Origin of the sequence: Rhodococcus marinonascens NBRC 14363, from assembly GCF_001894885.1 — a bacterium.
GTDB classification, from domain to species: Bacteria; Actinomycetota; Actinomycetes; order Mycobacteriales; family Mycobacteriaceae; genus Rhodococcus_F; species Rhodococcus_F marinonascens.
In genome coordinates this window covers 17,798-32,629 of record NZ_BCXB01000015.1, presented here as the reverse complement: position 1 = coordinate 32,629, position 14,832 = coordinate 17,798, and the positions used below count along the sequence as shown (strand labels likewise).

Below are 14,832 nucleotides of genomic sequence, written 5' to 3'. Positions count from 1 at the left end.
GTGGAAGCCACGGAGGCCCACACGAACGAGGAGTTCACCCATGAGAATTGCCAGTTTCAGCAACACGGCCCGACGCCGGACCGCCATCGCCGCAGCCTGCCTCGGTGCGGCCACGATCGCGGTTCCCGGCGTCGCCTGGGCCCAGAATCCGATCGGTAGCAGCTCCCCCACGGCGATCGGCCCTCCTGCCCACGCGAGAGTGATCGACGGCGCCGAAGGCTGCCAGTTCTGGGAGAAGGAGCTCTCCCCGGGCGACGGCACTGTCATGAAGATCGACCGGGATGACGTGGTTGTAGCCGAGTACGAAGACTGGGCCGTAACCGAGCACTACGGGACGTACCCCGAGATCGGTGAGGCCGGCACCGTCTTGCCCTACACAGCCCTCCCCTCCGACCCGGGGACGCCCTACACGATCATCTCCTCCGACTCGGAGATCCCCTACACCCTCGTCCCCTGCTAGCGGCCCGTGGATGCAGGCATGATGGATCGAATGACTGATAGTGCCCGCATCCTGCTCGTCGACGACGACCCCAAGGTCTTGTCTTCTCTGACGCGGGGGCTCCGACTGTCCGGTTTCGAACTCGAGACCGCCGACGACGGAGCCTCCGCACTCCGAGCTGTCACCGAGTCCCGGCCGGACGCAATCGTGCTGGATGTGAACATGCCGGTGCTCGACGGCGTCGGTGTGGTCACCGCGCTGCGGGCGATGGGCAACGACGTTCCGGTCTGCGTGCTCAGCGCACGCAGCACCGTCGGTGACAGGATCGCGGGACTCGAGGCCGGTGCCGACGACTACCTCACCAAACCGTTCGAACTCGGCGAGCTGGCCGCTCGACTCCGTGCGCTGTTGCGCCGGGCACCCCGCGTTTCCGCGCCGGCGGGAACGGTCACGGTCGGTGCGCTCGAGGTCGACCTTCCGGGACGTCGCGTCCACGTCGGCGGCGAACGCGTCGAACTCACCAAACGGGAGTTCGACCTGTTGGCGGTTCTCGCGGAGAACGCCCGGATCGTGCTCAGCCGGGTCCAACTGCTGGAACTGGTGTGGGGTTACGACTTCGACGCCGACACCAATGTCGTCGACGTCTTCGTGACCTATCTACGAAAGAAGCTGGAGGCCGGTGGGATGCCCCGGGTGCTGCACACCGTTCGCGGCGTCGGGTTCGTGTTGCGGGAGCAGCCGTGAGCACGCGCCGCCGCTCGCTGTCGCTACGTGCCCGCGTCGCAGTGGTCTCCGCGCTGGCCGCCACCATCGTCATCGCCGCGATCGGTGTTGTATTCGCTGTCTTCCTACGAGTCAACGGGTCCGAGCAACTCGATAACACCCTCGACTCGGTGTCGCTGAGCGCCCCCACCGAGGTGACCCAGCATTTCACCCTCGTGGAACCAGGCACGCCGGACGAACCGCTCTCATACGATTCGGTGCGGAAGGAGGTCGTCGACGGCAGAGACGTGCGCTTGCGAGAAGTTCCCATCACGGGCGTCAATGGCACTTACGTTGAGATCTCGGTTCCTACGGACACCCTCAGTCGCGCAATTCGCGAACGGCAGTGGCAGGTGGCGGGAATCTCGCTTGCGGCCATCGCCGTGGCAGCCGGTCTGGGCTGGCTACTCGCCGGCCGGGCAGTGCGACCTCTCGAGCTCCTCGCCACCGCCACGCACAACGTCGGCGACGCGCCGCTTGCGGCGCTACCGGATATCCGGGGGGCCCGCGAGGCGGAGGAACTAGCCGATGCCATACGACTCATGCTCCAACGAATAGGTAAGGCCCAGAGTCGAACCCAAGAGGCACTCGGTGCGGCTCGCGACTTCGCCGCAGTGTCGGCTCACGAGTTGCGCACGCCCCTCACCTCGATACGCACCGACCTCGAAGTCCTCGCAACGATGCGTCTCACGGACGAGCAACGTACCGAGATACTAGGCGAACTCCGTGCAACGGAACGGCAGATAGAGGTGACCCTCACCGATCTCGAGAGCCTGGCCGTAGGAGAACTGTTCCAAGCCTCCGATCACGAAGAATTCGACCTCGTGGAACTCGCCGACCGCTGCATACAGGAAGCGACCCGGCGGCTGCCCGACGTGGCCATCGAATTGTCAGCGCCGAAGTCGCTGACGATGCGCGGGCTGCCGTCGGGGCTTCGCCTGGTGCTCGAGAACGCGATCACGAACGCGGTCAGGCACGGGCGCGCAGATCGGGTCGTGATCACAGTCGCTGGGAACGGTGTCGAAGGCAGCACGATTACGGTGGACGACAACGGGATCGGCATTCCCGAGCACGAGAGAGCGACGCTGTTCGAACGATTCGCGCGAGGATCGTCCGCTCACCCAGACGGATCCGGGCTCGGCCTCGCGCTCATCGCGCAGCAGGCATCGCTCCACGGGGGCACCGCCCAACTGACAGACAGCCCACTCGGCGGTACACGGCTGCGACTCGATCTGCCGGCGACCGTGCAACGGTGACGCATTGTTGCGAGTGACCTCCGCACCCGGCGAAATATCAACTCGCCGGGTGCGGGGTCAGATCACGGTCAGGCGAGGTCGAACCGGTCGAGGTTCATCACCTTGTCCCACGCAGAGATGAAGTCCTGCACGAACTTCTGCTGCGAATCGTCAGCGGCATACACCTCGGACAGAGCGCGCAGCTGCGAGTTCGAACCGAAGACCAGGTCGACGCGACTTCCGGTCCACTTCACCTCACCGGTGGCGAGGTCCCGACCCTCGTAGGTGCCGTCGTCGGCAGACGTCGGCGCCCACTTCGTGCCCATGTCGGTCACGTTCACGAAGAAATCGTTCGTCAACGATTCGGCGGCCGAGGTGAAGACGCCCAGCTTCGACTGCTTGTGGTTCGCGCCCAGGACGCGCAGGCCACCGACGAGGACTGTCATCTCGGGAGCGCTCAGGGTCAGCAGGTTAGCCTTGTCGATCAGTTTGTACTCGGCCGGTAGCGGGTTGCCCTTCCCGAGGTAGTTGCGGAAGCCGTCCGCAGTGGGCTCGAGTGCGGAGAACGACTCCACGTCGGTCTGCTCCTGCGTGGCGTCGGTGCGTCCCGGAGTGAAGGGCACCAACACATCGTGCCCGGCGTTCTTGGCGGCCTGCTCCACGGCTGCACACCCGCCAAGCACCACTAGATCAGCGAACGACACCCTCGTGTTCCCGGTCTGCGCGGAGTTGAACGATTCCTGGATCCCCTCCAAGGTGCGCACAACCTGAGCGAGCTGATCGGGGCTGTTGACCTCCCACCCGCTCTGCGGTTGAAGGCGAATACGTCCGCCGTTGGCACCTCCGCGCTTGTCGCCGCCGCGGTGCGAGGACGCCGCCGCCCACGCTGTCGAAACGAGTTGCGGGATGGTCAGGCCCGACGACAAGATCTGGCTCTTCAGTGCCTTGATGTCGGATGCCCCGACGAGGTCGTGCGTCACGGCGGGAACGGGATCCTGCCACAGCAGGGTCTCCTGCGGAACCAGTGGCCCGACGTAGCGGGCGACGGGCCCCATGTCGCGGTGGGTCAGCTTGAACCACGCCTTGGAGAACTCCTCGGCGAGCTCCTCCGGGTGGTCCAACCAGCGGCGGGTGATCCCCTCGTAGACCGGGTCCACCCGCAAGGAGAGGTCGGTCGTCAGCATGGTCGGGGCGCGCTTCACCGACGGGTCGAAGGGGTCGGGAATCGTGCCCGCGCCGGCGCCGTCCTTCGCGACCCACTGGTGGGCGCCGGCGGGGCTCTTCGTCAGTTCCCACTCGTAGCCGTACAGGATCTCCAGGAAGGTGTTGTCCCACTTGGTGGGGGTCGGCGTCCACACGACCTCGATGCCGCTGGTGATCGCGTCCTTGCCAACACCGCTGCCGAAGGAACTCTTCCAGCCGAGACCCATCTGCTCCAGCGGTGCGGCCTCCGGCTCGGGACCGACCAGATCGGCCGGGCCTGCGCCGTGGGTTTTGCCGAAGGTATGGCCGCCCACGATCAGCGCGGCTGTCTCGACGTCGTTCATCGCCATGCGAAGGAACGTCTCGCGGATGTCCGTCGCCGCGGCGAGGGGGTCCGGGTTGCCGTTGGGCCCCTCCGGGTTCACGTAGATCAGACCCATCTGTACCGCGGCCAGCGGATTCTCGAGGTCGCGCTCACCGGTGTAACGCTCGTCGCCGAGCCAGGTGGTTTCCGGGCCCCAGTAGACGTCCTCATCGGGCTCCCACTGGTCCACTCGGCCGCCGCCGAAGCCGAAGGTGTCGAAACCCATCGACTCGAGTGCACAGTTACCGGAGAAGACGATCAGATCGGCCCACGAGACCTTCTTGCCGTACTTCTTCTTGACCGGCCACAGCAGCCTGCGGGCCTTGTCGAGGCTCGCGTTGTCGGGCCAGCTGTTGAGAGGCGCGAACCGCTGCATGCCTGCCCCCGCACCTCCGCGACCGTCGTTGATGCGGTACGTGCCCGCGGCGTGCCACGCCATCCGGATGAAGAGTGGTCCGTAGTGGCCGTAGTCGGCGGGCCACCACTCCTGCGAGGTCGTCATCACTTCCTCGATGTCCCTCTTCAGAGCATCGAGGTCAACGGTTGCGAACTCGGCGGCGTAGTCGAATTCTTCGCCCATGGGATTGGCCACGGCGGGGTTCTTCTGGAGGATCCTCAGGTTGAGTTGATTCGGCCACCAGTCGGGGTTCCCCCCACCTTCAGTGGGGTACTTGAAGCGACCGGCCCCAACTGGGCAACCATTCCCCGCCGCTTGGGCCTCTTCAACAGGTCGGGTGTTCTCAGGCACAGCATTCCTTCCGAGCGTGGATGAATCGAGCACTAATCATTGGTGCGACTGCCTCATTGGTGTGGCTACCGCGTGGGTGACCTCGCGCAGTCGGGGCACATACCCCAGTAGATGACTTCGGCCTCCTCTATGAGGAAACCGCTGTCGTAGGACGCGGTCAAACAGGGCGCCTCGCCGACGGCACAGTCGACGTCCGCAATGACCCCACAGGACCGGCATATGACGTGGTGGTGATTGTCTCCGACCCGCGACTCGTAACGAGCAACGGAGCCGGACGGCTGGATCCGCCGCACCAACCCCGCGGCCGTCACGGCATGAAGCACGTCATACACGGTCTGCCGGGACACACCCTCCAGAACCGTGCGCACCTCTCCGAAAATCGTCTCCGTGTCGGCATGCGGACGCGTATGCACCGCCTCCAGCACCGCGACCCGCGGACGGGTCACGCGAAGCTCAGCCCCACGCAGCAACTGCGCGTACTCCGACATCGACAGCACCCCTCCACTATGGCGCACTTTTCTGGACTCAGCCAAGAATTTGTCCAAACAATTCTCGCGGCCCCCGCTCATGCGCAACTGACGCTGTCCGGTGCACATCGAACCACTCTGCCGTCACCCCGCGAATTTCCGTCAACATGGCACACCGGCAACATGGCATACCGGAACTCTTCCGCCGGTCGCTACCGTCGCCCGCTACAGTTCCCACTCGACAGTCCGTAATTACCGCAGCCTAAATGCATCGATTTCCTGCAACCACTCTTCTTACGCAGTCCACCTTCTGGAGACTTGGACACTTGTTGGATCAAGTTTCAGCGCAAAAGTTTACCTGATGTTGAGACTAGGACGAGTCATGTAAGCCGACGTCCGCCGGAATCGGCGAGACCACTTGCACCAGATTCGGTGTTGTGGGTCAGCAACTTTCGGGATCGATCGCTCCAGAGGCAGGTAGTTCAACTACAGCAGAACCCACTCGTAGTGAACTAACTCTTACAATACCGGGGCATGGGTTTGTTTTTACCTTCAAATGTGGAACACTGGTCTGATCGGACCCCAAGCCGGGAACGCTACCCACGGCAATCTTCGCGGCTGTGCATGAATCACTATGTGCGGTCGGGTGATGAGAGCGCAATCTGCGTGATGCTGTGGCCGAGGCAGGCCGGCACGGCCGGGGCGGGAGATCAGCATGGTGGCGAAATCGGACGTCTCGCAACTGAATAGGCGCGAGGTGTCTTCAACAGGCGGACCCGATACGGATCGGAACCGCCCACCTCCGGTCTCGTTGTGTATTCCCGCCTTCCAGGCGGAGCGTCATCTGGAAGCGACTATCGCCAGTGTGCTGGCGCAGACGTTCACGGACTTCGAGGTCGTGATCGTCGACAACAACAGTTCGGACGGCACCCGAGAAATACTGGAGAGCCTGGGCGACGACCGCATCCAGGTGATCCGTAACGCAACGACCCTATCGATGGTCGACAACTTCAATTTCGTGGTACGCCAGACCAGGGGACGATTCGTCAAACTGATCTGCGCCGACGACACCCTCGAGCCGGACTGCGTCGGGGCGCAAGCCGCAGTGCTCGAGGCAGATTCCGACGTGGTACTGGTTTCCGGCCGCACGGATTTCATCGACGACGAAGGCGGGCTGCTGCGACCCGCGCGTGGACTCGGTGGGATCGCGGGGAGGCATTCGGGGCGGCCCGTCGTTCGGCGAATCGTCCGAAGTGGCAGCAATCCGATCGGCCCACCTGTGGCCGCAATGTTCCGGCGCGACGCCTTCGATCGGTGCGGGGGATTCCGGGGCGAACTACTGTTCCCCATGGAGCTTGATCTGTGGTCTCGGATGATACGAAAGGGTGACTTCGTCGGTGTACCGCGCACACTCGCCTCATTCCGTATCAGCAGCGGTTCGACGACCGCACTGACCCCGGCTCGTTCGCAACTCGCCCAACAACTCGAGTTCACGCGCGGGCTGACCGACAATCCAGAATGGCACATCCCGCGTTCCGATCGCGTGCTCGGCCGCATCAATTCATATGACATGCAACTGCGCAGAAGCCTGCTCTTCACCCTGAGTTCGCTTCGCGCCTCACGGAAACGACGCGCACTCCGTTCAACAAAACGACAAGAACGGCCCGGATGACTACGCGCAAAACATAGTTCACCGCTGGCCGGCGAACTCGAGACACGATTTCGGACCGAACCAGAACTTCTACATCCAATGCGGGCATCTGAAAGCCCCTGAGACGTAACGGACGTGAGTGCCATGGATACACACGTGACTGAGCTACACCCCGAAAACTACCCTACGAAGAGAACGCACCCCACCGTATCGGTGGTGATTCCGGCACTGAACGAGGCGAAAAATCTCCCGTACGTCGCGGCACGAATGCCTGAGGGCATAGACGAAGTCGTCTTCGTCGATGGAAACTCCGTCGACGACACGATTGCCGTTGCGCAACAGTTGTGGCCCGATGCAAAGATTGTGACGCAGTCCCGCAAGGGCAAAGGAAACGCGCTGGCATGCGGATTCAGGCGCGCCACGTCGGATATCGTGGTGATGATCGACGCCGACGGGTCAACCGACCCTGCAGAGATCCCCCTGTTCGTAGAAGCCTTGGTCCACGGCGCAGACTTCGCGAAGGGCAGTCGATTCATTGCGGGGGGTGGAAGCGAAGACATCACCTTCACCCGCCGACTCGGAAATTGGGCGCTCAACGCGATCGTGAACATGGAATTCACTGTCTCCTTCACCGACCTCTGCTATGGCTACAACGCATTCTGGCGCCGACACGTCGCCGTGATGTCCCTGCCCTCGGTAGACACACCCGTCGAGCACTGGGGTGACGGCTTCGAGATCGAGACGCTGATCAACGTCCGGATCGCGGCGTCCGGTCTCGGCATCGTCGAGGTCCCGAGTTTCGAGCGCCGGCGCATCAGCGGCAAGAGCAATCTCAACGTCGTGCGCGACGGACTCCGGGTGCTCCGGACCATCCGGAAGGAATACCGGAACGGGTCGCGGGCGGCCGACGGATCCGCCCAGGCGCGCTCGCTCCCCCGTCGACCGGCCTTGTCTCGGCGTTCTCAGTATCGCGGTGATTTCGTTGCCCGCTGATTTTCCTGTCACCGAACGGTCGCTCGTGAGGGCGACCGGGGAACCCGATGCAGACCGAGCCGAGTCGCTGTCAGTCGTCATTTGCGCCTACACCACCCGGCGCTGGTTCGATCTGTGCCGCTCCGCGCAGTCGGTTCTCGGTCAGCAGTGGCCCACCCTCGAGCTCATCGTGGTGATCGATCATTGTGACGAACTGTTCGTCCGCGCCTGCACACGGTTCAGTTCCGACGAGCGGGTAACCGTGGTGACGAACACCGAAGCTCGCGGACTGTCCGGGGCACGCAACACCGGCATAGGTGTGGCGGACGGCGACGTGATTGCCTTTGTCGACGACGACGCCCGCGCCGAGCCAGGATGGGCGCCGGCCCTGATGCGGCACTACCGGAATCGTGATGTCGCCGGAGTGGGCGGATACGCGGTCCCGAACTGGCCGGGAGGTCGCCCCATGTGGCTGCCACGGGAGTTCGACTGGGTGGTCGGCTGCAGCTACGTCGGCCAGCCGACGCAGGTGGCCAGGGTACGGAACCCGATCGGCTGCAACACGTCGATGCGCCGCTCGGTTCTCGACGTCGTCGGCGGGTTCAGGTCCGAGGTGGGACGAGTCGGTACGATTCCCGTCGGCGGCGAGGAAACCGAACTCTGCATCCGCATCGGTGGGCTCCCCACGTCTAATCAGATCATCTTTGATCCGGATATTTTTGTACACCACAGTGTTTCGACCGACCGCGTAACATTGCGCTACTTCGTCAGCAGATGCCACCACGAGGGTAAGTCGAAGGCCGTCGTCGCCGAACTCACGAGCACCTCGAACGCATTGCGCAGCGAGCACGCGTACACCATGCATGTGCTTCCGCGGGCGGTGCTGCGAGAAGGTGCGTCGATGACTACGGGCGGCCTTAAACGAGCTTCCGTCATGCTGCTCGGGTTTTCCGTCACCGCCACCGGATACGTTCAGTGCAGGACCGGAATCCGACTGCGAAGAGTCTGGAAGCGATGGATGCCTCCGCGCCCGGCCTGACCCTGCGTCCTGCCATGCACAGTCCCGATCAGCCGACCTGGGACGGTGCACTGTGGATCGGCGAGGTCCGGGTCGACGCCGTCGAGAACGCCGACCGGCTGAGCCGCATGGGTGTGCCGGTTCGATGCCGACTGGCGGGGGCGCAGGAATATAGCCGCGCGCGACTACTCGTTCGCGCCGACAGGCGCCCACTCGGATTCCTCGAGATCGGGATATCCGACAGCGAGGTGAACTTCGGTGAACTCAGGAACCGGGTCACTGGTGTGCGTGCCAGCGCCTCGACCCGCGACCCGTTCGACGGCTCGGGGCACTTGGCTGATGAACCCGGTGACTCCGTCAGTGAACTTGATGTCTCCGTCAGTGTGGTGTTGTGCACCCGTGACCGCGTGTCCATGCTGCGGACGGCCCTCGAATCCGTCCTCTCTGTCGACTATCCATATCTCGAAGTACTCGTCGTCGACAACGCCGCCGAGACGACCGACACCCGTGACTACGTGCTCGGACTGCAAGAGCGGCGGGTGCGTCTGATCGATGAGCCTCGACCGGGACTCTCACGTGCACGGAACGCTGGACTGTCGGCGGCGGCCGGCGACATCGTTGCCTTCACCGACGACGACGTGGTCGTCGATCGATACTGGCTCCGAGCCCTCGTCGACGGATTCAGGCGAGGCCGCTCGGTGGCGTGTGTGTCCGGAATGGTTCCGGCCGGCGAGATCCGCACTCCCGCACAGGCGTACTTCGACCGCCGCGTCGGCTGGTCCGACTCGATCCAGAGTCGCATCTTCGATTGGTCGCATCCTCCGGCCGATGTTCCCCTTTTTCCCTTCGCGGTGCGCTGCTACGGCACCGGTGCCAATTTCGCGGTGGACCGCGAAGTGGTTCGCCGACTCGGCGGATTCGACGAGGCGCTCGGCGCGGGGGCTCCGACGGGCGGCGGCGAAGACATAGACATGTTCTTCCGGATACTGCGCTCGGGAAGACAACTCGTTCACGATCCGGCGGCGATCGTGTGGCACCGGCATCGGGCCGACAGCGCCGGACTTCTCGTACAGTCCCGCGGCTACGGACTCGGACTGGGCGCGTGGCTGGCGAAGATGGCCGGTGATCCCCGGATGTTCTGGCTTGCAGCAACCACGGTAGCGCGGCGGGGGCCTGCTCTCGTCCGTCACATCCGCGCCGCATCGGACCAAACCGCGCCGCCGGCGCATCTTGCGGCACTTCTGCCGTCGGGCACCGGTTCCACGACTGTGCGATCCATCGTGAAGGGCCCTTGGGCCTATCGGGCAGCGCGACGCGAGGGCCGGTCGCCGGAACCGCTTTGTGCGAACGTGCCTCCGTACCAACCGATCGGCGAGCCGTGACTGCCGGTGTCCCGAATATCGAGGCGCTGGGTGCCGACGTCGAGCACTCGGCGGAACGGAATCTGCGCCTCAACACTCACTCACTGATCCTCGCCAATGTGCTGGCCGGGGTGCTCGGACTCATATTCTGGGCAGCGGCCGCCCGACTGTTCCCCGCGCGCGAGGTCGGGGTGGCGTCGGCGCTGATCACGTCAGCCGTGATGCTGTCGACATTGTCGATACTCAGCATCGACACGATGTACGAACGATTCCTGCCCTTGGCGGGTACCCGCACCGGCAAATTGCTCGAGCACGGGTTCCTCCTGGTGGTAGCCACTTCGGCGCTGGCAGGAATCGCCCTCGTGGTGTTCGGCCCCCGCGACCCACTGTTCGGATCAGGTTGGTCGATGGCCAGCTTCCCGATCCTGGTGATGGTCCTCGCCGTCTTCACGCTGCTGGACAAGACGGCGGCGGGCCTTGGAGTGGCGCGGTGGTCCGCCGCGAAGAACGCCTTTCATGCTGCGGCCAAGCTCGCCGTCCTGGTAGCGCTGGCCTGGACCGACGTCGCGGTATCCATCGTCTTCGCTTGGGGCGCGATCGCCGCAGCGGCCGCGGTATTCCTTTGGGTGGCACTGATTCGCCGGATACGCTCACATCCTCGGTTCTTGGTGACCCCGACCCTTCCGCCGCGCCGCGAACTCTGGTCGTACTTCCGTTCGTCCTTCGGCATCACCGCCGTGTGGGTGATCGGGCCTCTAGCAGTGCCGCTGATCGTGATCACGCAGGTAGGCGCCGAAGCGAACGCGTACTTCGCGATCGCCTGGGCAATGATCAGCGCCCTCTACCTCACCGTGCACCTGGTGGTCAGTCCGTTCGTTGCAGAAGTGGCGGCCCATCCCGACAGGGTCGCGTCACTGTCCCGGCGACTGGTGCGAACCCTCGCCGTTGTGGCGGGCGTTGGCGGAATCGGCCTGGTGGTCGTCGGCCCACTCATGCTCGATGTGGTCGGAGCCGAGTACCGGGCCAACAGCGTAGGGCTGCTCTACCTCGCCGGGGTGTTCGTTCCCCTCTCCGTGGTGGGTGCAATCTATGAGGGTCTGGCTCGGGTTCGCCGTCGACTGACCTTGGCGCTGGCGGTGCGCTGCGTGTCCACCCTGGTCATTGTGTGCGGATCCCTGATCGGGGCGCGGGTAGTCGGCGTCGTCGGTGTGGGTTGGGCGTACCTCGCGGCCGAGGCAGTCTCTGCGTTGGTGCTGATCGGCCCAGTGGTCCTGTGGCTCAGACGGTCCCCACAAGGAAGCAGGTTCGACAAGGTTCTCGCAATCGATTCGGGAGGTGGGCAAGATGAGTAGACGATCATGGGTCCGGATGGGGCGTGCGTCGCTGATCGGAGTGACCGCCGTATTGATCACGCAGGCAGCGGGTTCGCCCGCCGAGACTCCACCGGCGGCGGCAAAATCACAGACGAATCAGCAAGCCCTCATGTCCGACGACTTCAGCGGCCCCGCCGGTACTGCGCCGAATCCTCAGCTGTGGTCCTACGACTTGGGTGGTGGCGGCTGGGGTAACGGCGAGCTGCAGACCTACACGTCTTCACCCTCGAACGTCGCATTGGACGGTGCCGGGCACCTGGTGATCAATGCCCGGAACGACGGGGGCCAGTACACCTCGGCCCGCCTGACGACGCAGGGGCGGACGTCCTTCGTCTACGGTCGCGCGGAGGCGCGAGCCAAACTCCCGCGTGGTGCGGGAATTCATCCGGCGTTCTGGCTGCTCGGTACGGACCTCAACCGCGTCGGGTGGCCGGAAAGCGGTGAGGTCGACGTGATCGAGACGATCAACGAAGCCGGCCAACTCTTCAGCACGGTGCATGGACCGAAGGTGAATGGGGGCGACTGGCAGGTTGGCCCCACCACCAACGTGTCGACGACCTTCGTCGACGACTTCCACACATACTGGGTGGACAAGGCTCCCGGACGGATCACGTTCGGCGTAGATGGCAGCGTGTCCGGCGAGGTCCTCGCCGCCAACCTCCCACCGAACCAGCGGTGGGTGTTCGACAAGCCCTTCTTCCTGCTTCTCAACGTCGCCGTCGGCGGAGACTGGCCCGGCCAGCCCAACGGCACCACCCAGTTCCCTGCAGCGATGGTGGTCGACTGGGTGCGAGTGACAAGTGACTAGATCCACGATTCAGCTCGAAACACCCAGGCAGGCTGCGAGCGTCGCCGGCGAGCCGCCTCCGACGGCGACGGGCGCCCGTTTCGACACCCTTGCGCTCATGTCGGCTGTGGTCGGCGTACTCGCACTGACCCCACTGCCACCGGCGCTGCGGGCGATTCTCCTCGCCATATTCGTCCTCACCGGCCCCGGGTTGGCGGTGGTCACCTGGATGCGGTTGCAGGCTCCTGCCGTCGCCGCCGCAATACCCGTGTTGGGTCTGACCATGATGACAGGATTCACTGCCATCCTTGGTTGGTGGGATCTTTGGATTCCCATCCCGCTACTACTGGCACTCGCTGTCGGCGTGACTTTCTCAGCACTCTTACATGCGCAACACACCGGTGGTCTCGCCACTCTCGCACCGGCGGTTCCTCGCGGAACCACACCGACCGCCAACGGGCCCCTACTTTGGACCCTCGCTGCTTTGGGCGTCTGGCTCGCACTGCTGCCCGGCTTGATCGACGTGCCATACTCCGAATTCGGCCTCCTAGCCGCGGGCACCGGCCCGGGACTCGTCGTCGTGGCTGTGCTCGTAGGGAACTTCCTCTGGGCACTCCGAAAGAACCACCTCGCGACTGCCGCAATCATCGTCGGTGCCACTATCCTCGTACAACGGGCGACGGCCAGTCTGATCACCGAAGCACCTATCTACACGTGGACCTACAAGCACATCGGCGTCGTAGACTATATCCAGCAATTTCAGACCCTTCCGCCGCGCGACATCGACGTCTACGGCGAATGGCCGGCATTCTTCACTGCTTTCGCGTGGTTCGGCGACGTGTCGGGCCTCGATTCGCTGGCCACCGCTCAATGGTTCGCACCATTGATGCACGCGCTGCTGGCGCTACTCGTCGGGGCACTGGCGATGTTGGTGGGGTTGGAGATTCGGCATGCGATCGCCGCGGCGATGATCATCGAATTGGTCAACTGGGTGGGCCAAGACTATTTCGCGCCCCAAGCACTGGCACTGCTCATGACGGTCGGCGTGCTGGCGCTACTCGTCGCCTCCAGACACCGCCACCAGGCCGGCTACATTGCCCTCGTTGCGTTTGCTGCACTCATCCCGACGCATCAACTGACGCCGTACTGGCTACTCGGGGTCATCATCGCGCTGTCCGTGACGCGTCAGATCCGGCCCTGGTGGCTACCCATCCCTTACCTGGCGATGCTCGTCGGATATCTGCTCCCACGCATGTATGTCTTGCTCCCTCACGGGTTGTTCTCTGGGCTGAATCCTATGGACAACGGATCCAGCAACGTGGAGTACGCCGGTTCCGTCGGAAAGATCTTCACCTCCACCGTCTGCCGCGGACTGTCCGCCGCAGTGGTGGTGGTCGCTGTCGTCGCCATCGTCGTGTGGTGGCGGCAGGGAAGGCCATTCGGCATCCCCGTGATCATTGCGTTCAGTTCGTTCACTCTGCTGTTTCTGCAGAATTATGGCGGCGAGGCGATCTTCCGGGTCTATCTCTACGCGCTGCCGGGGTGCGCGATCCTCATCGCCCCGTTGCTCGTCGACGCAGCAACCGGCACCGGTCGCTCCGTCGCGGTCGAACGAGCGACCGCCGTCCTCGCTGCTGTTACCTTGAGCGCTGCGGCAACCGCAGGGTTGCAAGGTTATTACGGTTTGTGGCCGCTGATCGTGGAATACCGTTCGCAAGTACAACTTTTCGAGGAGCTGTCAGCGGACATCCTGGGTCCCGCCATGATTACGAGTCTGGACTCGGCCGGATTCTCGACTCGATCCACGTTCGACTACGCCGAACTTGCCATGTTCGATCCAGATTTCGATGCGCCGATCGTGATCCGCTGGCCGGAGTTCGCCAAGGGATTCCCCGACACCAATCAGTTCGAAGACATCACTCTGTCTGCTGAATCAAGTAGTGCAGAAACTTATTTCGTGTTCACCGAGCAGGCGAATGATGCTGTCAACTACTACCGCTACTTCTCTCCGGGAGCGGTGGCGGAATTCGAGGACCAGTTTCGCAGTAGCCCGCTCTGGTCGATCCGACTGCAAGACAACCACACGACGGTCTATCACTTCGATCGCACTGCGCCCGTAGTCACAGTCAACGCTGACGACTCGGTAACCGAAACAATGACTATCGAACAATTAGACGGACAATAACGGGGAAGCGGTTTGTTTACTGCCATGAATGTGGAAGACTGGTTTGATCGGAACCCGAGCCGCGGATGCTCCAGAGAGTCGGCGTGTACGGGCCCGGGGCGGGAGATCAACACTGTGACCAGATCGGACGCCGCGCAAGCGGCGACGGGCGAGGCCGTGACGCCTCCGAACCGGTCCGCTACGCAATTCGCGGCGGAGAGCACTGTCTACCAGCGAGATGATGCTCTCGTGGAAAGGCTCTCGTGGACAGGCTCTCGTAGACAGCAA

At 63.7% G+C, this 14,832-nt stretch carries 12 protein-coding genes; 10 read left to right on the top strand and 2 right to left on the bottom strand.

Going from position 1 to position 14,832, the window contains the following annotated elements:
• The first annotated feature begins 40 nt into the window (after positions 1-40).
• From RM2_RS12815 to RM2_RS12805, 3 genes are read left to right on the top strand one after another with little or no spacing between them, the layout of a single operon-like run.
• On the top strand, positions 41-460 hold the full coding sequence (locus tag RM2_RS12815) for a hypothetical protein (RefSeq protein ID WP_072689816.1): 420 nt from the start codon (positions 41-43) through the stop codon (positions 458-460).
• 21 nt (positions 461-481) lie between these two features.
• A complete protein-coding gene (locus RM2_RS12810) occupies positions 482-1,183 on the top strand; it encodes a response regulator transcription factor (RefSeq protein ID WP_072689940.1) in 702 nt (233 codons plus the stop codon).
• A complete protein-coding gene (locus RM2_RS12805) occupies positions 1,180-2,457 on the top strand; it encodes a sensor histidine kinase (RefSeq protein ID WP_072689814.1) in 1,278 nt (425 codons plus the stop codon). Before RM2_RS12810 ends, RM2_RS12805 begins: the two co-directional genes overlap by 4 nt.
• A 68-nt stretch (positions 2,458-2,525) precedes the next feature.
• Here RM2_RS12805 and katG read toward each other — a convergent pair whose 3' ends face one another.
• Complete coding sequence (katG, locus tag RM2_RS12800) at positions 2,526-4,751, bottom strand: catalase/peroxidase HPI (RefSeq protein ID WP_072689812.1); 2,226 nt, start codon at positions 4,749-4,751, stop codon at positions 2,526-2,528.
• A 65-nt stretch (positions 4,752-4,816) separates the two neighbouring features.
• Positions 4,817-5,239 (bottom strand): Fur family transcriptional regulator, encoded by a 423-nt coding sequence (locus RM2_RS12795; RefSeq protein WP_373863333.1) that lies wholly within the window; start codon positions 5,237-5,239, stop codon positions 4,817-4,819.
• A 694-nt stretch (positions 5,240-5,933) separates the two neighbouring features.
• Here RM2_RS12795 and RM2_RS12790 point away from each other — a divergent pair.
• The 7 genes from RM2_RS12790 to RM2_RS12760 all read left to right on the top strand — a co-directional run bounded on the left by RM2_RS12790 (position 5,934) and on the right by RM2_RS12760 (position 14,565).
• Entirely contained in the window at positions 5,934-6,890 is a 957-nt protein-coding gene (locus tag RM2_RS12790) for a glycosyltransferase (RefSeq protein ID WP_084721771.1), read from the top strand.
• A gap of 123 nt (positions 6,891-7,013) precedes the next feature.
• On the top strand, positions 7,014-7,862 hold the full coding sequence (locus RM2_RS12785) for a glycosyltransferase family 2 protein (RefSeq protein ID WP_084721770.1): 849 nt from the start codon (positions 7,014-7,016) through the stop codon (positions 7,860-7,862).
• Positions 7,843-8,880 carry a glycosyltransferase family 2 protein gene (locus RM2_RS12780; protein ID WP_245813896.1) on the top strand — a complete coding sequence of 346 codons (1,038 nt, stop codon included), beginning with the start codon at positions 7,843-7,845 and terminating at the stop codon, positions 8,878-8,880. The genes RM2_RS12785 and RM2_RS12780 overlap by 20 nt, the downstream gene beginning before the upstream one ends.
• On the top strand, positions 8,856-10,241 hold the full coding sequence (locus RM2_RS12775) for a glycosyltransferase family 2 protein (protein ID WP_072689810.1): 1,386 nt from the start codon (positions 8,856-8,858) through the stop codon (positions 10,239-10,241). The genes RM2_RS12780 and RM2_RS12775 overlap by 25 nt, the downstream gene beginning before the upstream one ends.
• The gene (locus RM2_RS12770) at positions 10,238-11,572 is read left to right on the top strand and encodes a polysaccharide biosynthesis protein (RefSeq protein WP_245813894.1); all 1,335 of its coding nucleotides are present in this window, start codon (positions 10,238-10,240) and stop codon (positions 11,570-11,572) included. The genes RM2_RS12775 and RM2_RS12770 overlap by 4 nt, the downstream gene beginning before the upstream one ends.
• Positions 11,565-12,401, top strand: coding sequence for a glycoside hydrolase family 16 protein (locus RM2_RS12765; RefSeq protein WP_245813892.1), 837 nt, complete (start codon positions 11,565-11,567; stop codon positions 12,399-12,401). The genes RM2_RS12770 and RM2_RS12765 overlap by 8 nt, the downstream gene beginning before the upstream one ends.
• Positions 12,394-14,565, top strand: a complete 2,172-nt coding sequence (locus RM2_RS12760) for a hypothetical protein (protein WP_072689807.1) — start codon at positions 12,394-12,396, stop codon at positions 14,563-14,565. The genes RM2_RS12765 and RM2_RS12760 overlap by 8 nt, the downstream gene beginning before the upstream one ends.
• Positions 14,566-14,832: the final 267 nt, after the last annotated feature.